The sequence below is a fragment of the Gammaproteobacteria bacterium genome (assembly GCA_041395725.1).
In the GTDB taxonomy this organism is placed as follows: Bacteria; Pseudomonadota; Gammaproteobacteria; order Pseudomonadales; family Pseudohongiellaceae; genus NORP240.
Genome location: JAWKZW010000001.1, coordinates 3,710,786 through 3,735,883 on the forward strand (window position 1 = coordinate 3,710,786; position 25,098 = coordinate 3,735,883).

The 25,098-nt window shown below is 58.6% G+C and carries 16 protein-coding genes; 12 read left to right on the forward strand and 4 right to left on the reverse strand.

The annotated features are described in order from the left end of the window. Positions 1–9: 9 nt before the first annotated feature. From R3F50_16385 to mnmH, 3 genes are read right to left on the reverse strand one after another with little or no spacing between them, the layout of a single operon-like run. The gene (locus R3F50_16385; protein ID MEZ5491874.1) at positions 10–3,486 is read right to left on the reverse strand and encodes a UvrD-helicase domain-containing protein; all 3,477 of its coding nucleotides are present in this window, start codon (positions 3,484–3,486) and stop codon (positions 10–12) included. Beyond that, positions 3,483–6,236 (reverse strand): PD-(D/E)XK nuclease family protein, encoded by a 2,754-nt coding sequence (locus R3F50_16390; protein ID MEZ5491875.1) that lies wholly within the window; start codon positions 6,234–6,236, stop codon positions 3,483–3,485. The genes R3F50_16385 and R3F50_16390 overlap by 4 nt, the downstream gene beginning before the upstream one ends. Next, positions 6,227–7,363: a tRNA 2-selenouridine(34) synthase MnmH gene (gene mnmH / locus R3F50_16395; GenBank protein MEZ5491876.1), complete on the reverse strand. Its 1,137-nt coding sequence runs from the start codon at positions 7,361–7,363 to the stop codon at positions 6,227–6,229. Before mnmH ends, R3F50_16390 begins: the two co-directional genes overlap by 10 nt. Positions 7,364–7,559: 196 nt before the next feature. Between mnmH and R3F50_16400 the strand changes: the two genes are divergently transcribed. From R3F50_16400 to R3F50_16410, 3 genes are all read left to right on the forward strand, one after another. Continuing rightward, on the forward strand, positions 7,560–8,186 hold the full coding sequence (locus R3F50_16400) for a DUF1285 domain-containing protein (protein ID MEZ5491877.1): 627 nt from the start codon (positions 7,560–7,562) through the stop codon (positions 8,184–8,186). A 217-nt stretch (positions 8,187–8,403) separates the two neighbouring features. Beyond that, entirely contained in the window at positions 8,404–9,153 is a 750-nt protein-coding gene (locus tag R3F50_16405) for an electron transfer flavoprotein subunit beta/FixA family protein (GenBank protein MEZ5491878.1), read from the forward strand. Positions 9,154–9,164: 11 nt separating this feature from the next. Next, positions 9,165–10,091 carry an FAD-binding protein gene (locus R3F50_16410; GenBank protein MEZ5491879.1) on the forward strand — a complete coding sequence of 309 codons (927 nt, stop codon included), beginning with the start codon at positions 9,165–9,167 and terminating at the stop codon, positions 10,089–10,091. A gap of 143 nt (positions 10,092–10,234) precedes the next feature. Here R3F50_16410 and R3F50_16415 read toward each other — a convergent pair whose 3' ends face one another. Next, positions 10,235–13,159 (reverse strand): Rne/Rng family ribonuclease, encoded by a 2,925-nt coding sequence (locus R3F50_16415; GenBank protein ID MEZ5491880.1) that lies wholly within the window; start codon positions 13,157–13,159, stop codon positions 10,235–10,237. A gap of 1,331 nt (positions 13,160–14,490) precedes the next feature. On the opposite strand from R3F50_16415, the gene R3F50_16420 reads away from it, so the two are divergent. The 9 genes from R3F50_16420 to lpxK all read left to right on the forward strand — a co-directional run bounded on the left by R3F50_16420 (position 14,491) and on the right by lpxK (position 25,093). After that, on the forward strand, positions 14,491–15,165 hold the full coding sequence (locus R3F50_16420; protein ID MEZ5491881.1) for a recombinase family protein: 675 nt from the start codon (positions 14,491–14,493) through the stop codon (positions 15,163–15,165). A gap of 56 nt (positions 15,166–15,221) precedes the next feature. Continuing rightward, a complete protein-coding gene (locus tag R3F50_16425) occupies positions 15,222–16,457 on the forward strand; it encodes an FtsX-like permease family protein (protein MEZ5491882.1) in 1,236 nt (411 codons plus the stop codon). After that, entirely contained in the window at positions 16,450–17,172 is a 723-nt protein-coding gene (gene lolD / locus R3F50_16430) for a lipoprotein-releasing ABC transporter ATP-binding protein LolD (protein ID MEZ5491883.1), read from the forward strand. Before R3F50_16425 ends, lolD begins: the two co-directional genes overlap by 8 nt. Then, entirely contained in the window at positions 17,165–18,427 is a 1,263-nt protein-coding gene (locus R3F50_16435) for a lipoprotein-releasing ABC transporter permease subunit (GenBank protein ID MEZ5491884.1), read from the forward strand. The genes lolD and R3F50_16435 overlap by 8 nt, the downstream gene beginning before the upstream one ends. Before the next feature lie 275 nt (positions 18,428–18,702). Then, positions 18,703–21,048, forward strand: a complete 2,346-nt coding sequence (locus tag R3F50_16440; GenBank protein ID MEZ5491885.1) for a DNA internalization-related competence protein ComEC/Rec2 — start codon at positions 18,703–18,705, stop codon at positions 21,046–21,048. Positions 21,049–21,166: 118 nt separating this feature from the next. Then, entirely contained in the window at positions 21,167–21,799 is a 633-nt protein-coding gene (locus R3F50_16445; protein MEZ5491886.1) for a MotA/TolQ/ExbB proton channel family protein, read from the forward strand. Further along, positions 21,796–22,236, forward strand: coding sequence for a biopolymer transporter ExbD (locus tag R3F50_16450; protein ID MEZ5491887.1), 441 nt, complete (start codon positions 21,796–21,798; stop codon positions 22,234–22,236). The genes R3F50_16445 and R3F50_16450 overlap by 4 nt, the downstream gene beginning before the upstream one ends. A gap of 14 nt (positions 22,237–22,250) precedes the next feature. After that, on the forward strand, positions 22,251–24,038 hold the full coding sequence (gene msbA / locus R3F50_16455) for a lipid A export permease/ATP-binding protein MsbA (protein MEZ5491888.1): 1,788 nt from the start codon (positions 22,251–22,253) through the stop codon (positions 24,036–24,038). After that, a complete protein-coding gene (gene lpxK / locus R3F50_16460) occupies positions 24,038–25,093 on the forward strand; it encodes a tetraacyldisaccharide 4'-kinase (protein ID MEZ5491889.1) in 1,056 nt (351 codons plus the stop codon). Before msbA ends, lpxK begins: the two co-directional genes overlap by 1 nt. Positions 25,094–25,098: the final 5 nt, after the last annotated feature.

A 25,098-nucleotide genomic window follows, 5' to 3' on the forward strand; every position in this document is an offset into this window, starting at 1 on the left:
GCGCCAGGCTCAATCGAATTCCACCAGCCTGGGGATGGCGGTAAAAAGCAGTGCCATCTTTATGGCTCCGGCCCCCAGGTCCTCGAACAGGGTTCTGTAGTTATGCAGCTGGGCACGGTGCAGCTGCAGCTGCCGGGCAATAAAGGATTCCTCACTGACACCGGTATCCGGCGCCGCGGTTTTATAGTCTATGATCCAGCGTACACCGGCCCCGTCGACAAAAGTCCGATCGACGACATAGTGATACAGATTGCCCCCGGTGGAGCGGCTGATTGGCAGTTCTGTCGCACTTTGCGCCAGGCCCGGGTCGAAAATCCAGGCGCATCCGGGTGTCTGGATGCAGTTATTGATTGATAATTCAATAAACTCCACGGTGCGCTGGAGCCTGTCGGAATCGTGCATCAGACTGCTCAGTTGCAGGCGCCAGTACTGACGCAGCCGGGAGCGCGATTCCTCTGTTCCGAATACTTCCGGGTTGCTGACCAGCGTTTCCAGCGCCTGGTGGATCAATACCCCGATGGTTGCCGCCGGTTCGGTCTCGACGCCAGGATCGCCAGGGAGCTCAAATTCCGGAAGGTCGCTGGCCTCGGGCGGCTCATTGTCCCGACCCAACGACCTTTCGATCAGCTGCAACGCGCGGCCCCGCAATCGGAGCGGTTCGGCAAAACGTTTTATCGGCGTTGTCGATGGGCTGGTGGTCCCGGCATCCTGGCTCTGCTCGCGGTCGTCGCCGTCCCTGATAAACTGCTCCAACGCCTGGGGCCTATGCTGCTCATTACCCGACTCCTGGAGTTGAGGCCAGATGTGGTAGAGCAGGCTGCCCCGGGGCGGAGCGGTATCGCCCTGGCTGCTGACGCCCAGAGTCGCGGTGAGGTGAGCAGATTTGCGAGCCCGGGTCACGGCTATATACAGCAGGCGCACCGCTTCGAAGCGGGTCTTACGGGATTCCTCGAAGCGAACCAGCCGGTACAGCGGATCGTCGTCCTGGCCTGAGGGGGAGCGGGCTGCGATAAACAGTCTGTCATTACCCCGTTGATTCACCCGTTCGTGCCATTGCAACAGCGGTTTATCGTCGGACTGTGAGCCGGCCCCAAGGCAGGGCAGAATGACGTGGTCATATTCCAGCCCCTTGGCTTTGTGCATGGTGAGCAGATGCACATTACTGCTGCCCTCACTTCTGACCGAAGGCAGGAAAGTGCGGGCTACCTGGCGGGCAAATTCAGGGTAGTCGCGCAGACTGCCACCGGCTTCGTGTTCCTCCAGCAGATCCAGGTAGCGGGCGACACTGGCCTGTTCGGTCTCAGTCTGAGCCATGGCTGCACCGTCCAGCAGGGTCCACAGAGACTCCACCAGCTGGCGCAATCCGCAGCGGAAGCGCAATTTCAAGCCGTACGCCATAACCCGGACGAAGTCCTGCAGGCGTTCCCTGCCGTCGGGGGTCAGCGCCTCGAGATCGGCATGCTTTTCCAGGCTGGACCAGATACTTATGGCGTTCTGTCGGGTGGCGATGACCTGCAGGTCTGCCAGAGACAGGCCGCACCAGGGGGCTCTCAACAGGGCGAGCCAGGCAATCCGGTCACCCGTGTTCAGGACCGCCCTGGTCAGGCTCTGCAAATCCTCGATGACCGGCAGGCTCTCCATTCTGTCGATGTCGGTAGCCTGCCAGTGGATACCTTCGGCCCGCAGGGCCGGGATCAGCGCGCCCAGGTGGGTCCGGCTGCGGACCAGGATCGCGATCGATGCGCCAGGGTCAGCTTCGTTCAAGGCCAGTACCCGCCGGGCCACCTGACTGGCTTCATAGACCCTGGCCAGTTCCTTCTGCCCCTGCTCGTAGCTGATAAATTCCGACGAGATGCCCAGGCCGTCAAGTGCCGGGTTGCTGGCAACCGAGTGGGTGTAGGGCACCGCGCCGCGGGAAGGGTTGGAGTAGGGGGGGAAGGCCGAGGCAAAGACCTGATTCACCCACTGGACGACATTGGCCTGGGATCTGAAATTGCTCTGCAGGGTAAGCGGCTGAAGGGGGATGTCGCCCAGGCCTTCTTCCTGAACCTTGAGGTAGATTCCGACATTGGCGTTGCGGAATCCGTAGACGGACTGCATGGCGTCGCCGACCAGGAACAGGGTTCGGCCATCGTCCGGTTCCCAGCCGGCGGTCAGTTTTTTCAACAGATCGGTCTGCATCTTGGACGTATCCTGGAATTCATCAACCAGGATGTGCCGGATGCGGTGATCAAGGGCCAGCGCCAGATCGGTCGGTTCCTGCTCCGGTCCCAGGGCGGCCAGCGCGGCAGCGGCAATCTGAGGGTGATCTACCTGCCGGAAGCGACGAAAGGAAAGTAACAGTTGTGAGCTCAGGTGGGTAAGAATTCTTGTCAGAGCGGTCAAAAAATCCCACTGGGCATCTTCCAGTCTGGGGTCGGGAAGCAGACGTAAATAGGCGATCTCGCCCAGCAGTGTGTCCTGCAGGGACAGTTGTGCGAGCAGGTCGGACCATTCCTGTTTGCGCTGCCTGCAAAGGGCTGTCATTTCCTTGTCGCCTGGAATAGAGGCCGGGAATCCTTCTCGTTTGGTTATCCTGGCCCGCCACGCCGGATCCGCGCTGCGCGTCAACAGCATAGACTCGAGCTGCAGCCAGCTGGACAGGCTGGCTGCGTCGCAGCCGGGCAGCACAGTGAGGGGTTGAAATCCCTCCTGGTACCCGGGCTGCTCCGGATCCCGGTGGGCGGCGGAAAAATTCAGCAGCGTCACCAGTTGCACCTCGAAAGGAGCGAGGCGCCGGCGCAGATCGGTCAGTGACTCCTGAATCAACTCTTCCAGCGCATTCTGCAGATATTCCCGGTCGATCAGATTGCTGGCATGAATGTCGAGGATATGTGGCAACCACTGATCGCGGCTGCCAAGCAGGCCCGACAGCAGCTTTTCAACCTGGCCGACATCGTTGTCCAGGTGGCTCAGCAGGCACGCGATATCGTCACCGAGTCCGCTGTCCGTATTCAGCTGCTGCAGGGTGTTGACGATGGCATCGGCAAAGCATTGGCTTACTTCATCACTGAGGTTGGGCACTCCGCCGAGTTGAGACAGTAAAGGTACCCGGGTGGCGAGGCTCAGGCAGAAGCTGTCGATAGTCTGTATTCGCAACCGCGCCGGGTTCTCCAGAATCTGCCAGTTTTTACGGGCATTCCGGTCCAGCGCGGATCGGGCAATCCGGTGGCGGCGCTGCTGCAGTTCATTCTCAAAGCAGGGTGATTCGGCCTCGCTCGCAGCGTTCTGTAAGGCCTGAATAATGCGGTCTTTCATCTCACTGGCGGCTTTTCTGGTAAACGTAATGGCGAGGACTTCCTCTGGTTCTTCGCAGGTGCTGAGCAGATTCAGGTAGCGCAGGCTCAATAATTCCGTCTTGCCGGAGCCGGCGGGCGCCTGCACGATAAACGAAGCCCCGGCATCCAGGGCCTGTTCGCGCGCGGCCTGATCCGGCAGTCTGCTCATTGCCCGTCTCCCGCTACAGAATCCAGGCCGACTTCCGCTGGTTGCAGTTCCTGAATCCGACACAGGGGCTGCAGCTTGCAATGGGTGCAGGTTGCGCCTCTGTTTACCGGGTCAACCCTGGCAATTCCCTGTTCGAATTCCGAGCTGAACTGCTGAAGGATCCCCTGCCAATGCAGGGTGAGAGAGTTCCAGTCCTGTTGAAAATCACGTTGCTCGGTCACGGCCTTGATAGACGAGTGAAAGTTATTATCCGCGGCGAGGCCGGTAAATCCGGTCTTTGCCGCATTCAGCTGGGCAAGAATAAGCGCTTCGACAGGCTCGCCCCGATTCTCCTGCATGGCGCGGTGGTACACTGGCAACTGCAGATTTTCCGGGCGGGCATCCAGCAGTTTCCTGACGTTGGGCATCGACTTGCCGCTCTTGTAATCGATTACCGCCAGTGCCCCGTTGTCCAGTCGGTCGATGCGATCAATCTTGAGATTGATACGTATCTGTCCGCTTTGCCAGCTGACTGGCTGTTCCGTAGCGACTACCTGAAAATCAGGGCGCTGCTTTTCCAGTGCCAGGTAATCCTTGATCAGGCTGTTGAGCCTGTGTCGTTCGATGGCGCTGAAACGGGGCGTCATTAGTTCAGGGAATCGGCTTCCCAGGAATGTCAGGGCTGGCTCGACACACTGGCTGACCAGCGTACTGAGCTGTTCGGCGGACAGACTCTGCAGGGAGTCGCTGCTTTGGATTTCACTGAACAGCTTCTCAAGGGCGATGTGCAGCGCGGTACCCCGGGCCCTGGGACTTAATCCGTTACTGAATATCTCGACAGGCCTGGCCTGCAGGCGGTGGTTGGCAAAGGCGCGAAACGGACAGCTCGACTGGTCGCTGACGATAGCCTGCCCGCCCTTGATTTCTGCACCCGGGGCCAGAGGCACGGCGGGTTCTTCAGCAAGACTGTGCATTGTTCTGCCCCGGCAGGCTTCAGCCGCCAGGCTGTTGAGCGGTTGAGTTCTGGCCACGTCCAGTATTTCCGGGGTAAAGGATTCGATCAGGCTGCTGGCTCTGAAACTTTCGTCGCCATTCTGTTCGTGGTAGCTGGCATGCAGTTCACCTGCGGTCGACTGGCATACGATGCGGAAAGCCTGTTGTGCGTGCTGCAATTGCACATCGCTGTGACTGCCCGGAACCTGAGCGGCCCTCTGGATGCTGTGCAAAAGAAACGGTGAGGGCTGGGGTGGTGGTGGCTGGGACTGATCGCTGAAAGCAAGGAACCAGACGTGATCGAATTCCAGACCCGCGGCCTCGGTCAGACTGTAGAGCGACAGTGGGCAGCCGGCCTGGAATGGTTTGTGAGGCCGGGTGGACTGACACAGGGTGCGCAGACGGGAGAGGGCGGTCTGCCGGTCGATGGCTGGCAGCAGGTTATCCAGTTTTGCAAAACCAATGAGGATCTGCTGCCATTGTTGCAGGAGTCCCGATTGGCCGGATTCCGGCGGTAGACTCTGACCAGGCCAGCCCAGCACCTCCAGTTGCCGAGTGAAGAATTGTTTCCAGAACGCCGCCGTTTGAAGCTGGCGGTTCTCGCGCATCAGACTGCTGAATTTGAGCAGGGCGCTGGCCAGCAGCGGGCAATGATAAGGCTGGTCTTGCCGGGACATGATGCGCAGCAGCTGCGACAGGGAACAGGTCGTGTTCAGATTTTCGCGCAGGTGACTTTCCAGCAGGATACGCTGCTCGCTTTCCTCGCTACAGCCAAGCAGGTGCGGGGATTGCAGCAGACGACAGAATTCGGCGCTGTCCAGGCGCTCGCTGCCCAGGCTCAGCAGCAACAGGGCATCTGTGATCAGTCCCGATTCGGTAATGGAGACGTTGCTGTTCGTTGTGTTGAACGGCACCCTGCGGTTGCCGATGTCAATAAACGCCTGGGGTGAAAAAGTATCCACGAAGAGGCGTTCGATCAGTGTCCGCTTTTTTTCATCACCGCCGAAGATTATCCCGATGTGCTGGTTCGGGTTTTTCTCAAGCAATGCCTTGGCCCACCGGGCACAGGCCAGGCATTCCGCCTCGAAGTCGACGAAGCGGTATTTTTTACCGCTGAATACAGAACTGCCGGAGGCGGTTTCTATAATCCTGCTGCCTTTGCTTCTTGACAGCAGCTGGAACAGTCGTGAGTAGAGGGGGGGCGGCTGGTAGAAATTAACCATAACGATGCTGTTCGGCAATACAACATCGCCGCCCTCCAGCGCCCGTATCAGCGTATGGGTAGCATCCGCCAGGCTGGTCAGGTTTCTGGCCCGGCAGAACTCCACGAATTTTTGTGACCAGTCACGAAACAGATTAAGCTCCGGAATCCCGGCTGCGGCAGGCAGGGCTGTTTCCTTGCTGCCATCGTCAAGCCAGAGTCTGAAGGTCTGATAGGCACGTTGCGCCGAAGTGGCGGCCTCATTCACGTTAAGCAGAGGATTGCTTTTCAGAGTCTGCTCAATCAGTGTCAGCCAGATGCAGGATTCCTCGGTGCTGTTCAATAGCCGCTGCTGCGCAAATGGCAGTCTGCCCTGATTGCTCAGGCGCAGCCATTGGGTCTCAATCCACACGTCGATGGCGTTGATGTCCGGTGTGAGCCAGCTGCTGGTCGATCTGTCGGTGGCAAAACCGGTCAGCAGCGCTTCGCGAACGCGCTGACTGGGAACCAGGATCGTGCAGGGCTGGTCCAGATCCCCGGCAAACAGCGTGGTATCAAATCGGCGGATTACAGGCATGGTTGTGCCGGCGGCAGTGGCTGATTACGTTTCAGCTTCAGGCGGGAAACCCAGTGCAGGAACTCTTCGCTGTTGCCGCGGAACGCCAGGCGATGCAGTTTCTTCTGCATCTGGTAGTCATACATGGGGTCATAGTAGTGCCGCAGCAGCTTCTCTATCCAGACCTTGTGCGCCTCACTATCCTGGTGCTGAAGGTGGGTTCGCAATGCCTCGTCCAGATCTGCTTCGATCTCCTGGTAGAGATCGGCGCCCAACCGTCTTCGGATGCGCTGCAGGCTCGAATGAAGATACGCGCTGAAGCTATCTGCCGCGGTTGGGGGATCGGCGGCGAGAAAATCACTGTAGTTCACGTTTACATAGGCGTGCAGTACAGTCTGCACGCGGAAAGCCAACGGCTCTTCAACTACTGCAAGAGGTGCCTGGCGCATCCGCAGAAACAGCTCGACCGGCACTGACAGGGAACCAATGGCATGGCCCTCATCCTCAACCACAAGCCTTTCGTAGTCGCTAAAGGGCAGTTGCAAAAACCGGATGGCCAGCTGGTTTTCGAAATTGATCTGCGTTGGCTGTGGGTCAATGCGGCGTCCGAAGGCCGATCCTCTGTGATTCGCCAGTCCTTCCAGATCGACGCCGGCAGCAATACGATTGACCAGGTCGGTCTTGGCACAGCCGGTTTTTCCTCCGACCACCAGCAGCTCCCTGGTATGACTGACGCGGTTCGTTGTTTCGGTGAGAAACTGCCGCATGGCCTTGTAGCCACCCGCCACTCGTGGCACCGAATAGCCTGCGTCCGCCAGCCAATTCTGTGCAGTCTGGGAGCGCAGCCCGCCACGGAAGCAGAAGATCACCGCATCGGGATGCTCACTGACAAACTGAATCCACTGATTCAGCCTTTGTTCTCGCAGCGGACCGCTGATGAGTTGTTCACCCAGTTCGATGGCGGCGGCCTGTCCCGCCGCCCGGTATTTTTTCCCTACCAGGTCGCGCTCACTGTCATCCAGTAAGGGAAGGTTTACGGCACTGGGAAAGCTGCCCCGGGAGAACTCAATTGGAGCCCGGGTGTCGATGAGCGGTGTGGCGTTTACCAGCAGTTGCTGGAAAGCCTCGGCAGGAAGAATATCTGGCATGCAGGCGTCAAGTAATCAGTGTCAGCGAGGGATGCCGCTATGAGCAGTGGGCCAAGTTTAACACTGCGCCGCACACCTGCCATAGATTTGTTCGCTGCGACGCAGCGGTCCCTTAAATGGGGGCGGAAATGGCTTTGATTGCACTGTGCGCACAAGTACCATGACAGGAAGCGTCAATACCAGAAGTGGAGATACTGTGAACGACCGTCCGGGAGGCAACGCTTCAGACTCTGAAGCCGGCAGTGATGGCAAGTCCGACGCTGCTGTCTCTGGAGGCAGCGTCGATCCAGCCATGTTGGCGAGACTGATTCGCAAGCCGGGCCCGGCACCGGTGCACCTGTGGGATCCGCCCTACTGTGGAGAGATGGATCTGCGGATCACCCGGGACGGAAGCTGGATTCATGAAGGACGCCCCATCAGACGGGCGGCCCTGGTCAGGCTGTTTGCGTCGGTGCTTAAGAAGGAGGGGGAGCGCTTTTTTCTGGTTACGCCGGTGGAAAAGGTCGGCATCCAGGTGGAGGATTGCCCCTTCGTGGCAACCGGGGTCGACATCGCCGACCCCGGGCCGGAGCAGAAACTGATCTTTAGCCTGAATACCGGCGACCAGGCCGTTGTGGATGAAGCTCACCCACTTTCTGTTTCACAGGTGGCTGGCAGTGACGAACCGCACCCGATTGTGCATGTCCGGGATGGGCTCAATGCGTTGCTGACCCGCAGTGTGTTTTACCAGGTGGTGGCGGCCGGGGAAACCTGCTCGGAGGGTGGCGTAACCCGGCTGGAAATCCGCAGCTGCGGCGATGTTTTTGAACTGGGCCAGCTCTGACCGATTGCCACAATGGACTGGGCTGACCGGTCTGTGGGGGCCTGTGCAGCGGCTGCGGATGAAGCCCGCCTGGCCGGGCTTCAGGTTGACCTGTTGCGGCAAAAACGGCAAACTAGGCGCCTTTTTTTGGACCCCCTGAGTCTGGCAGCCTGCCAGGGAAATGGCTCGAACGTCCAGGCATCTCTTTCAATTCACTGGCTAAACTTTTGGAGAATCCATGAAGGTTCTTGTGGCAGTCAAGCGCGTCGTTGACGCGTATGTAAAAGTCCGCGTGAAATCGGACCACAGCGGTGTTGAACTGGCCAATGCCAAGATGGCGATCAACCCATTCTGCGAGATCGCCGTAGAAGAGGCTATCCGGCTCAAAGAGCAGGGCAAGGCTGACGAGGTTATCGCTGTCTCGATAGGGACTGCAGCGTCTCAGGAGCAGATTCGTACCGCTCTGGCGCTCGGTGCCGACCGGGGCATCCTGGTGGAGACTGAACAGGAAGCGCAACCGCTGAGTATCGCCAAAATTCTTAAGGGTATCGTCGAGAAGGAGGGCATTGACCTGGTGATCCTGGGCAAGCAGTCCATCGATACGGACAACAATCAGGTAGGCCAGATGCTGGCCGCACTGACCAACATGCCCCAGGGCACTTTCGCCTGTAAGGCCGAGCCCGGCGAAGGCACCATTAAAGTGACGCGGGAAATCGATGGCGGTGAGCAGACAGTAGAGTTGCAGTTGCCGGCAATCGTCACCACCGACCTGCGCCTCAATGAACCGCGTTATGCGTCCCTGCCCAACATCATGAAAGCCAAGAAGAAGCCTATCGATACGGTGAAACCGGAAGATTTTGGCGTCAGCATGGACGGAAAGATCAAGACTCTCAGTGTTGAACCGCCGCCGGAGCGCAGTGCCGGCATCAAGGTCGGATCGGTAGACGAGCTGGTCGAAAAGCTTCGATCCGAAGCCAAAGTAATATAAGGAGGGTGATGATGAGCGTTTTGGTGATTGCAGAGCATGATAACAGCACCCTGAAGAATGGCACGCTGAGTGCCATCACGGCGGGATTGCAACTGGCCGATTCGATCGACGTGTTGGTTGTCGGTGCCGGATGTCAGGCCGTGGCCGATACTGCCGCCTCTTTCCAGGGGGTCGCCCGGGTTATAGTGGCAGACAATCCGGCCCACGAACACCAGCTGGCGGAAAGTGTCGCCCCGGTTATAGCCGAAGTGGGCAAGGCGTACAGTCATGTGCTGGCCGCTGCCTCCACCACTGGTAAGAATGTCATGCCCAGGGCGGCTGCGCTGCTGGACGTCGGGCAGATTTCCGACATCATCGCCGTTAAATCCGCTGACACATTCGTGCGCCCCATTTATGCCGGCAATGCGATCGCTACGGTTCAGTCCGAAGATCCGATCAAGGTGATTACCGTGCGTACCACTGCCTTCGAGGAGGCCGGTTCCGGCGGCAGCGCTTCGATTGAAAGTTCTGAAGTGGTCGGGAGCCAGGAGCTGTCTCGTTTTGTCGGAGAGGAGTTATCCCAGTCCGAGAGGCCGGAACTGACCTCGGCTTCTATCGTGATTTCCGGTGGACGTGGTATGCAGAATGGAGAGAATTTTGCCCTGCTGGAGAAAGTGGCTGATAAGCTGGGTGCTGCCATTGGTGCTTCAAGAGCGGCTGTGGACGCTGGTTTCGTTCCCAACGACATGCAAGTGGGGCAGACCGGTAAGATCGTCGCGCCGGATCTTTATATCGCGGTAGGTATATCCGGGGCGATACAGCACCTGGCGGGTATGAAGGACTCCAAGGTTATTGTCGCTATCAACAAGGATGAGGAAGCGCCGATTTTCCAGGTGGCCGATTATGGCCTGGTGGCAGATCTGTTTCAGGCTCTGCCGGAGTTAGAGAGCAAACTTTAACCGTTAGCCAGGTTGGCCCTGGTGAGGGGCGGCCTGTCAGCGGGATACTGACCTGGCACGCCGCGTCAGTCCACAAGAAAGGCCGTAACCAGTCGCAGTAGATGCGAAGGTTACGGCATTTTTTTATCAGTCTGTCAGGGTGTTCAGTCCTGATCGGACCTGGACTGTTCCTGCAACTGCCGTTTGCGAATTTCCCGGGGATCGTTCGGTGCCCGTCCGACGTTGGCAGGCGGGTTCGCCGGGGTGCTGCTCTCCACCTTGGGAGTTGCCGGTGTTGCTGGCTTTTGTGGTGCTGCAGGTGCTTCAGCCTGTGGTTTTGCGGATTCGGCTGGTTGCGCAGGGGCTGGAGCTGAAGCCGGAGTCGGGGCCGGGGCCGGAGCTGGAGCCTGTCGTTGTTCAGCGTCCGCTTTAGGCGCCGAGCCACTCGTCAGGCCTTCTTCGACCGCGGCGTTAAACCTCTCATTACTGACCCGCTTCTCACCCCCGTTACGTTTGCGACGGGGCGGCCTGGCGGCCTTTGGCCGATCGCTGGCGGGCGTGGTCGCTTCATTACCTGCTTCATTGGCCGCTTCCTGATGCCTCGAACCCGGAGTCGGCGCCAGAAGAACCGTCTTGTCGCCACTGTCTGCTCCCGAAGGGGCGGGGTTTTCCGGCGTAGCGGTTTCAGCCGGCGATGGCTGTTCCGCAGCTGATCTGCGCTGTGGCTGGTCAGTTGGTTTGTCGGCTGGGGCCGACTCGGAACGGGCAGAAATGTCCTTTGTCACGGAGGCTGCCTCGTTCTCTGCGCCGGTGCCGCTCGCCTTTACTGATTCCTGTTGGGCGTTGCTGTCGGGCTGGCCGGCCGATGGCTTTACCGTGTCGTTTTCGCGGGTGCGTGAATGGCTGCCACGTCCCCGGTTATCCATTTCTACCACATTGCTGCTGTCGGCTTCGCCGGTGACAGGCGTGTTTTGCGACGCATCGACAGTGGCGACCTGGTCTTCCTGCGTCTCGCCGTCGGACTGCTCGGGCCTGGGGCCGCGCTGGCGCGGTGCGGTATTACGGGGCCGCTTGCCTGAAGGGCGGCGCCTTGGACCTTTGCGCTCGGTATCGTCGCCTGAAGGTTGCTGTTTATCTGCCCCTCTGCTGCGTGGTTCATCGGTGCGGGGGCTGTCAGGCTTACGCTGACGGTCTTTTTGCGGTTCCTGATCCCGCTTGCCGCGAGGCTGTCCATCCCGCTCACGAGTGCCGCGAGACTCATCCCGGGCCTCACCTGGCTTGCGCTTCCGTGGCCGTCTCTGCTCGCCTCGCTGATCGCTCTTGTTTTTGCTGTCGTCGCGGGAGCGAGAACGCTCTCCCTGGCGCGATGAAGAGCGAGCAGTTTTTGGTTCCGATTTAGCCGGAGTGGATTTCCTGGTTTCTTCGTCCGCTGCTTCCGAGCTCTTGAAGATTCCGAACAGGCTGGCCAGAAAACCTTTCTTGGGTGGTGGTTCCTTGCGTATCGGCGCGTTCGGAAGGGTGGGGGCCTGGACTGCCGGTTGCTCGACCTTATCGACTTTAGAGGACACCACAGGCGTATCGGCTTCTGATACTGAATCGACCTCGTAGACCTCGGACTTGCGATTCAGACCGGTGATCTCGTAGTGGGGGGTCTCCAGTTCCGGATTGGGCTCGATGACGATGCGGGTCTTGCTCTGGGTTTCTATTGCAGCCAGCGCGATCCGCTTTTCGTTCAGCAGGTAGGAGCTGACCACCAGCGGCACGATAGCCTTAACTTCCAGGCTTTTCTGCTTGTTGGCCTCTTCCTGCAGAATGCGCATGATAGACAGCGCCAGGGATTCAACATCCCTGATAGTGCCCTGGCCGTTACAACGGGGGCACACGATGGTGCTGGTTTCGCCAAGGGAAGGGCGTAAACGCTGCCGGGACATCTCCAGCAGGCCGAAGCGGGAAATTCTGCCAATCTGCACCCGGGCCCGATCGGCTTCCAGGGCTTCGCGCATGCGGTTTTCAACTTCCCGCTGATTGCGATTGGAACTCATGTCGATGAAATCAATCACCACCAGGCCGCCCATATCCCGCAGGCGTAATTGCCGGGCAATTTCATCGGCGGCTTCCAGGTTGGTGTTGAGGGCGGTTTCTTCAATGTCGGCACCGCGGGTGGCGCGGGACGAGTTGATATCGATGGATATCAGCGCCTCGGTTGGATCGATAACAATGGAGCCACCGGAAGGCAGTTTTACTTCCCGTTCGAAGGCACTCTCGATCTGCGATTCGATCTGGTAGTGATTGAACAGCGGCAGGCTTTCGTTGTAGAACTTGATGCGGTTCTCGTACTGGGGCATGACCTGACGGATAAAGGTGATCGCCTGATCATAGGCTTCCTTGGTATCCAGCAGCACCTCGCCAATTTCCCGGCGCAGGTAGTCCCGGATGGTACGGATGATAACGTTGCTTTCCGCGTACACCAGGAACGGAGCGGCCCGATCCTGGGTCGCTTCCTGGATCGATTTCCACAGCGCCAACAGGTAGTCCAGGTCCCACTGCAGTTCCTGCTGTTCTTTGCCTACGCCGGCAGTCCGTACTATCAGGCCCATGCCATCGGGAATGTTGAGACCCCGCAAGGCTTCACGGATCTCTGAACGTTCGTCACCCTCGATACGGCGCGAAATCCCCCCGGCCTTGGGGTTGTTGGGCATCAGCACCAGGTAACGGCCTGCCAGGCTGATGTAGGTGGTCAGGGCGGCACCTTTGTTGCCGCGCTCTTCTTTTTCCACCTGGACGATTACCTGGGTGCCTTCCGGGATCAGTTCCCTGGCCGGTGTGCGCTCACCTTTGATGACCGCGGGCTTGGCATAATACTCCTCGGCTATTTCTTTCAGAGGCAGAAAGCCGTGCCGCTCAGCGCCGAAGTCGACGAAGGCAGCTTCAAGGCTGGGTTCGACCCGGGTGATTTTGCCTTTGTAGATATTGGCTTTTTTCTGAACCCGGGTACGATTTTCGATGTCCAGGTCGTAAAGGCGCTGGCCATCAACCAGGGCGACTCGAAGTTCCTCTTCCTGAGTCGCGTTTATCAACATTCTTTTCATGAGCAATGCGTTCCGTTTAGGGCAGACATTGGTAACGGGAAGGAATGGCTGGACCGGCAGATTGCCGTCGGGCAGGTGCCCGGGCAGGAAAAGCAAACCATTTGTGTTCAACCGGTAGCCGGCGGGTTACGATGCAGCCCGCAGCCTGGTGGTCAATGACCGACCGGACCTGATCAATAACAAAGGCAGTGAGGAGGCTGTTGGAGTTTCAGCAGAATCCGGTCTGAACGTTGAACGTACTGCGTGTCCTGAACCGTTCGGTAGTGAATAAGCGCTGAGTAGCTCTGTTGTTATCCTTGTCATGCATTTGCCGGCCTGTCCTGTTCTGCCTTGTCAGTAGGAAGTCCGGTTGGATTTCCGACTTCGATCTGGAGCCTGGAATGAAAACAGTGGCTCGGATTCGAAGTTTGCTGCAGGCAGGTAAACAGGCCTTTCTGGTGAACATTGCTAAAATTAGTTTACTGGTTCTTCCTGGTAGATCCTCGCCGTGCTCCGAAACGATCGCTGTAGGGCGTCTGTTGTGTGTCGGGCAGGCGACTCATTAAATCCTGTTAACTGTCTGGTTATAGTAACCAGTCACCGGCTGTGCAGGTGACAATTTAAATTTACATTTGTATTTAACGTTTGAAACTTACTTAAAATTCAAAAGCTACTTCGTTCTTCGTTTTGTTCCTGATCTGTTTGAGCATCCGGACGCTCAATTCGAGGACCGTGATAAGCTCGGGTGTTACCAGCGCGTGTGGGCAGGTAACAGGTTGTCTGTTAAAACTGGCAGGTCGATCTGTCAGGCACCGGCCTGTCTTGAATCGATCGTGATACAGCCAGTGGCTCAATCCATGGTCTGGCGGATTACGCGTAAGTAACCCGCCGCCGGCCTGGTAAACAGGTTGGGCCGGTGGTTGGAGCCGCTCCGGTTCTGGACTTCAGTACCCCCATCCTAACGGATATCGATCGTCGTCTCTGAGACTTGAATCAGATCTGTGGAAGGTGACACTGCCTGCCGGATCAATTCACGGCCGAGCGTCCAGAACCTCGTAAGAATAGCAGCTCAGCCCCTTCAACTCAATAGGTTTGAGCGTGAAATTACAAATAAAACAAGGGGATGCGAGGCTTTCATGAAGCCATGAAGGCTACCGGACTGATTCCGGATGTCTCCTTGATTCTTAAATTTGTATGCGTTTACAATCCCTCCCTGCCGTGGCAACGTCTTCACAAGGGCACACGGCCCCGGGCGCACAAATTAGGCCAGCACGCCTATAAAATAATTCCATTAAAACAAGAGGTTGCCTTGTCTCTGTCGAGCGGTGGCCAATAATGAAGTTGTATACTTGATGACCATCTACTCGTACTGCCGGTTTACCGAGCTCGAAAAGAGCGAAGACTCCACCTCACTTGAATCATTGATCGACCGTGAAATGCTGAAGATCCGCACTTACTGTCTGCGTCAGCAGTGGTTTGTGACTGAGATCATCCACGATCTGGATGCCGCCTGGAATGAAGAGTTCTTCGAGCGTGAATCCGGCGGCCGCCTGCTGGAATTATTGCAGCCGGGGGACGTGGTCGTGACCAGCAGCCTGGAACGTATTTTCAGCTCCTGCCATGATGCGGTGACTACCATTGCCCTGTTCAAGGAGCGGGAGGTTGCGCTGCACATTGCGCCCCTCGGCGGCGACGTGACCGATTCCGCATTCACGGTGAATTTCGAGCGGGTGGGCCGGATGTTTTCCTCTCTCGAGAAACGTCGCTCAGCCGAGCGCATCAAACGGGTCAAGCAGCGCCAGCGTTCAAAAGGGCGCTACCTTGGAGGCAGCAGGCCTTTCGGCTACATGATTCACGAGAACGGTCGCCTGATCGAAAATCCCATGGAGCAGCGGGTGCTCAAGCGTATTCTGTTGCTGAAGCAGGAGGGCAAGTCGCTGCGGGCCATCTCGAAGGAAGTAAGTACCCCCATGGTGCCTGTGAGCTTTAAAACCGTACAGCGGCTCTTGCAACGTCACGGTTACTAGTTAAGATTCGGTGGTCTGGTAATCAGATCTTTCAATCCCGCCTCGGTACCACTGCCATGTTCAAGCCGGTACCCCTGTTCGTAGGGCTGCGCTACACCCGAACCAGGAAACGCAACATGCTCGTTTCCTTTGTATCGGTTATTTCCATGCTGGGGATCACCCTTGGCGTGCTGGCCATGATCGTGGTGCTGTCAGTAATCAACGGCTCCACCGCCGTGATGCGAACTGAGACGCTGAAATCGGTGCCCCATGTGATCGTCGGCTTCGACGAAAGCGCCACTGACTGGCAAAGCCTGGCGGCCGGGATCACTGCCGACCCGGACGTGGTTGCGGCGGCTCCGTTTCTGGCCGGTGAGGCCTGGATTCGTCATCAGGGCCGCGATCGCTTTGTAAGCCTGCGTGGTGTCGATCCGCGGGCCGAGCTGGCTGTCATGGACAACCCGGGGTCGCAGTTGAGCGACTTGATGGTGGCGCTGGAAGGGGCCGGGAATGGCCTGGTGCTGGGCACCAGGCTGGCCAGGGAGCTCGGGATATTCACCAGCCAGACTCTCAGCGTTACCCCGTTACGCAGCCTGCTGGGCCGATCCCTGGACGAGGCCAAGGGGTTTGAGGTTCTTGGCGCCGCCGATTTTGGCTTCTATGGTAATGACAGCGTGGCCCTGATCCGCCTGGATCAGGCGCGGGAGTTGTTCTCGAATCAGCCGGTACAGTTGCGGTTACGGGTCACCGATGTGTTCGATGCCGCATTAATCGCCGAGCGGGCCGCGTCCGACGCGCTGGAGGCGGAAAACTTGCGGATTGTGCCATGGAATGAGAGTCAAAGCAGTCTCTTCGATGCCCTGCGCATGGAAAAAATGCTCACCGGTTTCATGCTGCTGATGATCGTGCTGATCGGTGCGGTGAACATCGTCTCGACACTGGTAATGGTTGTCGCCGACAAGAGTTCCGATATCGCTATTCTGCGCACCATGGGTGCCGGCAAGTGGTCGATCATGGGTATCTTTATTGTGCAGGGGAGTCTGGCCGGGCTGCTGGGAGTGGGGCTTGGTACCCTGTTGGGGGTCTTGATCACCCTCAACCTTGCCTCCATCAGCGCCGCCTTTGAGAACCTGATCAACAGCGTGCTGGCACCGGAACGGCTGTACATGATTTCCTATTTGCGAACCGAACTGATCTGGTCCGATGTGGCGGTCATCGCCTGTGCCGCGCTGGTGATCAGTTTTCTGGCGACACTGTATCCGGCCTATCGGGCTGCCAGGGTCCAGCCAGCGGAGGTGCTGAGGTATGAATAACGTGGTAGATGACGATCTTAAGCAGCGTCATAAGGGCACGCCAGTCCTGCAATGCCGGCACCTCAAAAAAATCTACTCGGAAGGCCCTGGTCAGGTGCAGGTACTGTCCGACGTCAATCTGACTGTCTACCCCGGTGAACGGCTGGCCATTGTGGGTAGCTCGGGTTCGGGTAAAACGACGCTGTTGAACCTGCTGGGCGGGCTGGACACACCCACTTCGGGTGAGGTGATCGTAGCGGGTAAAAATGCCGCCGCTCTTAACGAAACAGAGCGGGGTCGATTAAGAAACCGCTACCTGGGTTTCGTGTACCAGTTTCACCACCTGTTGGGCGAATTTACCGCCCTCGAAAATGTGGCCATGCCGCTGTTGATCGCTAAAATGGACAGCCGTGAGGCCCAGCGGCTGTCCCGGGACATGCTGGCCAGGGTAGGTCTCGCCGACCGGTTGGAGCATAAACCCAGTGAGCTGTCCGGGGGTGAGAGGCAGCGGGTTGCCATTGCCCGGGCTTTGGTCACCGACCCTCGCTGTGTGCTGCTCGATGAACCGACCGGCAACCTGGATCGTCACACCGCCCGTGAAATTCAGGCGTTGATGCAGGAGCTCAACAGGACGCTGGCCACCAGTTTTATTGTGGTTACCCACGACGAGGAACTGGCTGCGGCCATGGATCGCAGGCTCCTGCTGCGTGACGGCGAGTTGCGCGAGCATGAGTAAAGGCGATTCATTCTGGCTGGCGCGTTTTATCGCTACCCGTTATATCAGCGTCGGCAAGCGCAGCCAGCTGGTGTCTTTCATGTCGGCGATTTCCATTTTCGGGCTGGCACTCGGCGTCACCATTCTGATCACCGTTCTTTCTGTAATGAATGGTTTTGATCGAGAGGTCAGAGAGAATATTCTTGGCATACTGCCGCATATCACTCTTTCGACTCAGGAAAACTTCGACCTGCAGCGCTGGCAGGAAATGGAACATATGGTTCTGAGGCGGTCTGACGTGGAGGCTGTGGCCCCGCTGATCGAGCGGACCGGCATTGTTTCCACGGATCGCTTCAGCAAAGGCGTACTGGTTAATGGCATAGATGCACAACGTGAGCAGAGCATCTCGTTACTGGACCAGTTTATGGTCAGCGGTTCCCTGAACGGCCTGAGCAGCGAGCGCTGGGGTGTGGTCGTCGGCCAGACACTGGCGACCAACCTGGGGGTGGGGGTCGGCGACAAGCTGGATCTGTTTTCTCTGGCGGTCAATATCAATCCACTGACACCGCTGCCTTCTTACCGGGCCTTCACCGTAGTGGGGATCTACCGGGTGGGAACCCTGGAGCTGGACAGCGAACTTGCCGTCATCAACATCGATGCTGCCCGGGTCCTGTTCAAGTTAAGAAATCCGTACACCGGGTTAAGGGTCAGGTTGCAGGATGTGCTGACGGCCGACCAGGTGCGTCTCGAATTGCAGCCGCAAATGCCGGACGGTGTGCAGCTGACAACGTGGACCCAGCTGTTCGGCAGTAATTATGAAAACATTCTTTTCTCGCGGACCATTGTAGGGCTGATGCTGTGGCTGCTGGTGGCGGTGGCGGCATTCAATCTGGTGGTCAGTCTGATCATGGTGGTGCGGGACAAGCGCTCCGATATTGCCATTCTCAGAACCATGGGAGCGAGCCCGGCCACCATCGGGCGCATCTTCATGCTGCAGGGTTTCATGGTCGGTGTGATCGGCGTCGGCATCGGCCTGGTCCTGGGAGTCCTGCTGGCGTTGGGAGTAGGGGATTTCGCCGAACTGCTGGAATCCTGGCTGGGCTTTCAGTTGCTCAATGCCGAGGTTTATCCGATCGATTTCCTGCCTTCGGAAATCAAGGTGTCGGACCTGGTCGGCATCTCAGTGGGAGTCTTGCTGCTGTCCATGGCAGCTGCCCTCTATCCGGCCAGACGGGCTGCGGCGGTGCAGCCTGCTGAGGCCCTGCGAACCGAGTAAGCCAGAGCGCTAAGGAAAGTGACTCGGGTAACGGGTTCCGACTCTCGGATCAGGCTTGAAGTCACCTCTGTCCCGTTGCGAAAGCTGCCTCATCGCGTCGCGCAATAGTCCGTGGATGTTGCGTTCAGGGTGAAATCCGAAAAGCAATCACAGAGTTGCCCGATCCCTAACCGGGCGGCGCAGCAGCGCGCTGCCATCAGAATTCCGCAGATTGTGGCGCAGGGCTGAAGCCGGGACTAGGCTGTGGATATCGTTATCAGGCAGGGGCGCTCCCGATGCGGACGGGGATGTCGGCTTTCGTGCTGGGCATAATCACAGTAGCGTTCTGGCCACGCCTGCCCGCCTGGCAACCACTGGTGGCAGCGGGGCTGTTGCTCATTCTGGCCAGCGGCGTCAGCCTGCGCTGGGGCACGTCCCTGCCACCCGCTCTGGCACTGCTGCTGCGCTGCGCCGGTCTGCTGATGCTGGGAATGGGGTGGCATACAGGCGTCGCCCAACAGCAGTTGGGCCGCACACTGCCTGCCAGTCTGGAAGGACAGGACATCCTGGTCAGCGGCTATATCGCCAGCCTGCCGGAGGCACGGCCCGGTGGTCAGGGGTTTCAGTTCAGGCTGGAAAGCGGCCCAACCGATTTCGGGCGCGGCAGGATTCTGTTGAACTCCTACGGCAGCGAGGTTTATCAGGCCGGGCAGGTCTGGCAGTTGAAAGTCCGCCTGCAACGCCCCCACGGTTTTGCCAATCCGGCGACGTTTGACTATGAGGCCTGGCTGTTCCAGCAGGGCATCAGTGCCAGGGGTTACATCCGGGACGATCCTGAAAACCGTTACCTGGGAACTGATCGGATCACCTTGACCCGGTGGCGTGCGGCACTGCGGGACAGACTGTTGGCGGTCACAGCGCAGCTGCAGTTTCAAGGCTTGTTTCTGGCTTTGTCGCTGGGAGACCGCGCCGGCCTGCCGGACGCCCAGTGGGAGCTGTTCAGCCAGACCGGCACCAATCATCTGGTGGTCATTTCCGGCCTGCACGTGGCCCTGGTGGCGGGCTTCTGCGCCTTCCTGGCGGGGCGCCTCTGGCGCTGCAGCGAGACGCTTCTGTACTGGCTGCCGGCACAACAGGCCGCGGCCCTGGCCGCCATGGTCGGGGCTCTGGTTTACAGCCTGCTGGCCGGCTTTGCGCTGCCCACCCAGCGGGCCCTGATTATGGTTTGTGTATTTATGCTGGCACGGCTGCTGAGTGTGCAGAGTTCACCGGCGTTCTCACTGCTGCTCGCGGCTCTGCTGGTCCTGTTGCTTGATCCGCTGGCGGTCACGGGGGCAGGGTTCTGGTTATCCTTTGTGGCCGTGGCAGTCCTGCTCCTGGTCTTTACCGGCGTGCCGATTGCCCGCCACAGCAGAACCCGCCGGGCCTGGCAGACCCTGGTGTTACCCCAGCTGGTGGTGCTGCCGGGACTGCTGGTGCCGCTGGGACTCTGGACTGGCGGTATCTCCCTGCTGGCGCCGGTGGCAAACCTGCTGGCGATTCCGGTGGTGAGCTGGGCGCTGGTGCCCCTGTGTATGCTGGGCAGCCTGCTGGCAGTCATCTGGCCTCCCGCTGCCCAGGCAGTCTTTCAGTTGGCTGACCTGGTGGCGACCCTGCTGCTGGCCTGGTTGCAAGGGCTGGTGGCGCTGGTGCCATTCGGTACCTCCTGGCCGGTCAATCGCCTGGGGGTTCTGGGCACGCTGAGCGCGGCCGGCGGAGCTGCCCTGTGGCTGCTGCCCTGGCGCCGCGGCGCCCGGGTGCTGGCAGGCTTCCTGTTGCTGCCGTTTCTCTGGCCGGGGCGACCGGGCCCGGCACAGCCACAGCTGGCTGTGCACGTGCTGGATGTCGGGCAGGGACTGGCGGTTATTGTTCGCACCCCCGGGAACAGCCTGGTCTATGACAGCGGTCCACTTTATCCCAGCGGTTTCGACAGCGGCGTCGCGCTGGTTGTGCCGGTACTGCGTAGCTTCGGCATCGATACGGTGGATCGGCTCATAATCAGCCATGGCGACAACGATCATGCCGGGGGCGCGCGGGGATTGCTGGCGACGTTACCTGTGGGTGATGTGCTGGTCGGCGAGACGCTGACTGAATTGCCCGGCCGCACAAGTCCCTGTGTAAAAGGACAGCAGTGGCGCTGGGAGCGGGTTCAGTTCCGGATTCTGCATCCGGAGCCTGGCGGTGCCCGGCACGGAAACAACAGCTCCTGTGTATTGGAGATCCAGGTGGATGACCTGCGCATCCTGCTGCCGGGTGATGTGGACGCGGCTGTGGAGCGCCAGTTGCTGGCCGGTGACGCCGGGCTGGACGAAGTTACCGTTCTGGTCTCTGCCCACCATGGCAGTAACACCTCGTCCAGCTGGACATTTCTGGCGGCCACCCGCCCGGACCTGGTTGTCCACTCGGCGGGTTATGGCAATCAGTTCGGTCACCCCACGGCGAAAGTGCGTGACCGGATCGACACCCTTGGCATTGCGCAGTTGCTGACGGCAGAGCAGGGTATGATCAGCCTGTATTATGCAAGTCCGGGCCAGGCGCTTGAAGTGCTGCGGTACCGGGATCAGCGTCAGCGTTACTGGCACTGGTCAGATATCCCGAAATGAGGCCGATACTAATTCCTGGCATTCTTTCAGCAGAAATCCGCAGTGTGAATTCCCGCAAGGAATCCGGGCGGCGATGGGAATATGGTAAAGTATCGCGCGTAACAGCAGGAGAAACAGTGTGATTGAGTTAATTCGGGCAGGTGGGTGGCTCATGGTGCCCATCATTCTTTGTTCGGTGCTGGCCATAGCGATAGTGATCGAACGGTTCTGGACCCTCAGTGCGGCCCGCATAACCCCCAAGTATGTACTGGCCCAGGTCTGGACCTGGATCAAAAACAATCAATTGGACTCCGCCAGGCTGCGCGAGTTGCGGGTGTCCTCGCCACTGGGACAGATCCTCGCCACCGGGCTGGTCAACTCCAAGTACGGCCGGGCCGCCATGATCGAGAGCATCGAGCAGACAGCGGCGCAAGTGGTGCACGACATGGAGCGCTACCTGAACACCCTTGGTACCATCGCGGCCATTACACCACTGCTGGGGCTGCTGGGAACCGTAGTCGGCATGATTCGCGTGTTCAGTGAGATCATGTTGCAGGGTACCGGCAACGCGAGTGCTCTGGCGGGTGGTATTTCCGAAGCCCTGATTTCCACCGCGGCAGGCCTGTCGGTGGCAATTCCCACCTACATGTTTCACCGCTATTTCATCCGCAAGGTGGACAGCCTTGTCCTCAGCCTGGAGCAGGAATCCATCAAGCTGGTGGATGCCTTGCACACGGATCGTACCGTTGAGGTAAAAGAGAGCTATTCGTGAAGTTCAAGCGTAAAATCCGCGAAGAGTTACCCATCAACATAACGCCACTGATCGATGTGGTGTTTCTGTTGTTGATTTTCTTTATGGTGACCACAACCTTTACCCGGGAAACCCGGCTGATGGTTAATCTGCCCGAAGCGGACGCGACGCCGTCAGAAGCGCTGCCCGATCAGGTTGAGATTACAGTCAGTCGCAATGGCACCTACACCATCAACGGGCGACCATTGGTCAATTCAGAAATAGCGACGCTGATGCAGGGACTGGAACAGGCTACACAGAGCGACAGATCGGTCCCCATCCTATTAATCGCCGATGCGGAAGCAACCCATCAATCTGTGGTTACCGCCATGGACGGGATAGGTCAGCTGGGGTTTACCCGGTTGAGTATCGCCACCCAGCGGCCCAACGATTCGGAAGACAGCACTGAAACGCAATAACAGGCACCCAGTCGGTGAGTAAAAGAGCCAAAACAAAGCTGGACCGACAAGTTCGATTCAAAGACAGCTGGATACTTTACCGGCGCTTGCTGCGCTACGTGAAGCCACATCTGTTGGCCTTCGAGCTGAGTATAGTGGGCTACCTGATCTTCGCTGCGACCTCTGTCGCCACCGCCCAATGGCTGGGGTGGACCGTGGACGCCATTGAATCCCAGAACTACGAGCAACTCAGAATCCTCAGCCCGGTGCTGTGTGTCGTGATTGTGCTGGTGCGCGGTGTAGGCGGCATTATGGGCAGCTACGGCATCGCTCATGTGTCCAATCACGTGGTGCACCGGGTGCGCTGTGAAATGATCCAGCACCTGATGAACCTGCCGGTCAGTTACTTCGACAAGAGCACCTCGGGTCGCCTGGTTTCCAAAGTGACTTACGACGTGACTCAGATCACTGGTGCCGCCAGTAACGCGCTGACAGTGGTGCTGCGGGAAGGGCTCACGGTCGTCGGCCTGATGGTGGCCCTGCTGGTTACCGATTGGAAGCTGAGCATGACATTTCTGGTGGTGGCTCCGGTTGTCGGCCTGACCGTGTCCGCGGCCGCAAAGCGCTTTCGCAAATACAGCACCAAGATGCAGGACTCCATGGGCAATGTGACCCAGATTACCAATGAGACAGTCCGGGGCCATCGGGTGGTACGCACCTTCGGCGCCAAGAATTTTGTTACCGATAAATTCAGTCGGGCGAGCGAGCGCAATCGCAAGCAGAACATGCAGATGACACTGACCCAGTCTATCAGCACACCCCTGATTCAATTGTTTGTGGCCATTGCCATGGCGGTGCTGATCTGGCTGGCCATGTCGCCGGAATTCTTTGCCGACAAGTCGGCGGGCGATTTCGTCGCTTTTCTGACCATGGCCGGCTTGCTGGCTAAACCTATCCGGCAGCTTTCCCAGGTGAATTCTGTCGTACAGCGGGGCTTGGCCGCGGCTGAAAGTATTTTCGGCCTGCTGGACGAGGAGAGTGAAAAGGACCGTGGTGACTACCGTGTGGAGCGGGCTCAGGGCGCTCTGGAATTTCGTAACGTCAAGTTTTCCTATGGCCGCGACATGGTGGCGCTGCACGACATCTCGTTCAAGGTGGAGCCGGGCCAGGTGATCGCCCTGGTCGGAAAGTCGGGCAGCGGCAAGTCTACACTGGTCAGTCTGATACCCCGTTTCTATGATTGTGATGAGGGGCAGATTCTGCTGGATGACGTGCCGATATCCGCTTATGCCCTTGGCGATCTGCGCCGGCAGATCTCCCTGGTAACCCAGCAGGTGGTGCTGTTCAATGCCACGGTTGCCGAAAACATCGCCTACGGCACGCTGGACAGCATGGAGCGGCAGAAGGTACTCGAAGCGGCGAAGAACGCCCACGCCATGGAATTCATCGCCAAGCTGCCGGAGGGCATCGATACCGAAGTGGGCGATGAGGCCGGTCAATTGTCCGGCGGCCAGCGACAGCGTATCGCCATCGCCCGGGCGCTGCTGAAGGATGCACCACTGCTGATTCTGGATGAGGCCACCTCGGCGCTCGATTCCGAATCCGAGCAAGAGATTCAGAAAGCACTCAAGACCCTGATAAAGGGACGCACCACCATTGTTATTGCTCATCGTCTGTCAACTATAGAAAATGCCGACCAGATTCTGGTGATGGATGAAGGCCGTATTATTGAGTGCGGGACCCATAGCGAGCTGCTTGCACTGGGCCGGCAATACGCGAAGCTGCATCGCATGCAGTTTTCGGATACGGCAGAAAGGAAGTAATGATGCGCGCGTTGGAACAGGCATGGTATCAAAAGGCAGGCTGGTTGATGCTGTTGTGGCCGTTCTCTGTCGTGTTCCGGTCGCTGGCAGCAATCAGGCGCCTTTACCACAGCGCGGCGGCACGGACCAATCCAACACCGGTACCGGTTATCGTGGTAGGCAATATTTCTGTGGGTGGCACCGGTAAAACCCCGTTCATAATCACTCTCGGGCAGGCACTGAAAAAGGCGGGCCTGAAGCCCGGCGTGATCAGTCGCGGATACCTGGGGAAGGCGCCAGATTACCCCTTTTTGGTAAAAAGCGATTCCAGTGTTGATGAGGTGGGAGACGAGGCGCTGCTTATTGCCCGGGTGCTGGATTGCCCGATGGTCGTCGACCCTGATCGGGTGCGGGCGCTGGAAAAAATCTGCACCGACTATCAATGCGATGTAGTGCTCAGTGATGATGGTCTGCAGCATTATGCGTTGCCAAGAGACCTGGAGGTCGTGGTGGTTGACGGCGAGCGGCTGTTTGGCAATGGGCTGTGTCTGCCTGCGGGGCCCTTGCGGGAGCCGGTCAGCCGGCTTGATTCAGTTCCGTATCTCTTTATCAACGGTGAACCCAATCGAGACAAGGTGCCGCCACAACTGGCCCGCGCGCACCCGATACATCTGGAAGCCACCAGCCTGATCAACCTGCATACCGGGGCAAAGAAGCCGTTCAAGGCCGCGCCATTCAACATCGGCACCAGGGTTCATGCGGTAACCGGAATCGGCAACCCCAATCGTTTTTTCAAGCTGTTATCAACCCTGCCGTACGAGGTGCGACGTCACGATTTCCCGGATCACCACCCATTCAGTGCCGAGGATTTCGAGGCGCTGGCAATTGATGAGCGTCACCCGGTCGTAATGACACAGAAGGATGCGGTAAAATGCGAGGAATTCGCCGGCCCCAATTACTGGTACCTGGCCGTGGAGATGAAACTGCCCGGGCAGGTGCTCACGCAACTGGTGAACGATATTCAGCGGCTGGTCAGCGAGAAGCAGCAGTCTCCCGCAGCGGTAGAGAAACTTTAACCAAA

Excerpts from the sequence above, each read along its gene's own strand:
- R3F50_16385 (MEZ5491874.1), bottom strand. The coding sequence starts at position 3,486 with ATGAGCAGACTGCCGGATCAGGCCGCGCGCGAACAGGCCCTGGATGCC.
- R3F50_16390 (MEZ5491875.1), bottom strand. The coding sequence starts at position 6,236 with ATGCCTGTAATCCGCCGATTTGATACCACGCTGTTTGCCGGGGATCTG.
- mnmH (MEZ5491876.1), bottom strand. The coding sequence starts at position 7,363 with ATGCCAGATATTCTTCCTGCCGAGGCTTTCCAGCAACTGCTGGTAAAC.
- R3F50_16405 (MEZ5491878.1), top strand. The coding sequence starts at position 8,404 with ATGAAGGTTCTTGTGGCAGTCAAGCGCGTCGTTGACGCGTATGTAAAA.
- R3F50_16410 (MEZ5491879.1), top strand. The coding sequence starts at position 9,165 with ATGAGCGTTTTGGTGATTGCAGAGCATGATAACAGCACCCTGAAGAAT.
- R3F50_16415 (MEZ5491880.1), bottom strand. The coding sequence starts at position 13,159 with ATGAAAAGAATGTTGATAAACGCGACTCAGGAAGAGGAACTTCGAGTC.
- R3F50_16420 (MEZ5491881.1), top strand. The coding sequence starts at position 14,491 with ATGACCATCTACTCGTACTGCCGGTTTACCGAGCTCGAAAAGAGCGAA.
- R3F50_16425 (MEZ5491882.1), top strand. The coding sequence starts at position 15,222 with ATGTTCAAGCCGGTACCCCTGTTCGTAGGGCTGCGCTACACCCGAACC.
- lolD (MEZ5491883.1), top strand. The coding sequence starts at position 16,450 with ATGAATAACGTGGTAGATGACGATCTTAAGCAGCGTCATAAGGGCACG.
- R3F50_16435 (MEZ5491884.1), top strand. The coding sequence starts at position 17,165 with ATGAGTAAAGGCGATTCATTCTGGCTGGCGCGTTTTATCGCTACCCGT.
- R3F50_16440 (MEZ5491885.1), top strand. The coding sequence starts at position 18,703 with ATGCGGACGGGGATGTCGGCTTTCGTGCTGGGCATAATCACAGTAGCG.
- lpxK (MEZ5491889.1), top strand. The coding sequence starts at position 24,038 with ATGATGCGCGCGTTGGAACAGGCATGGTATCAAAAGGCAGGCTGGTTG.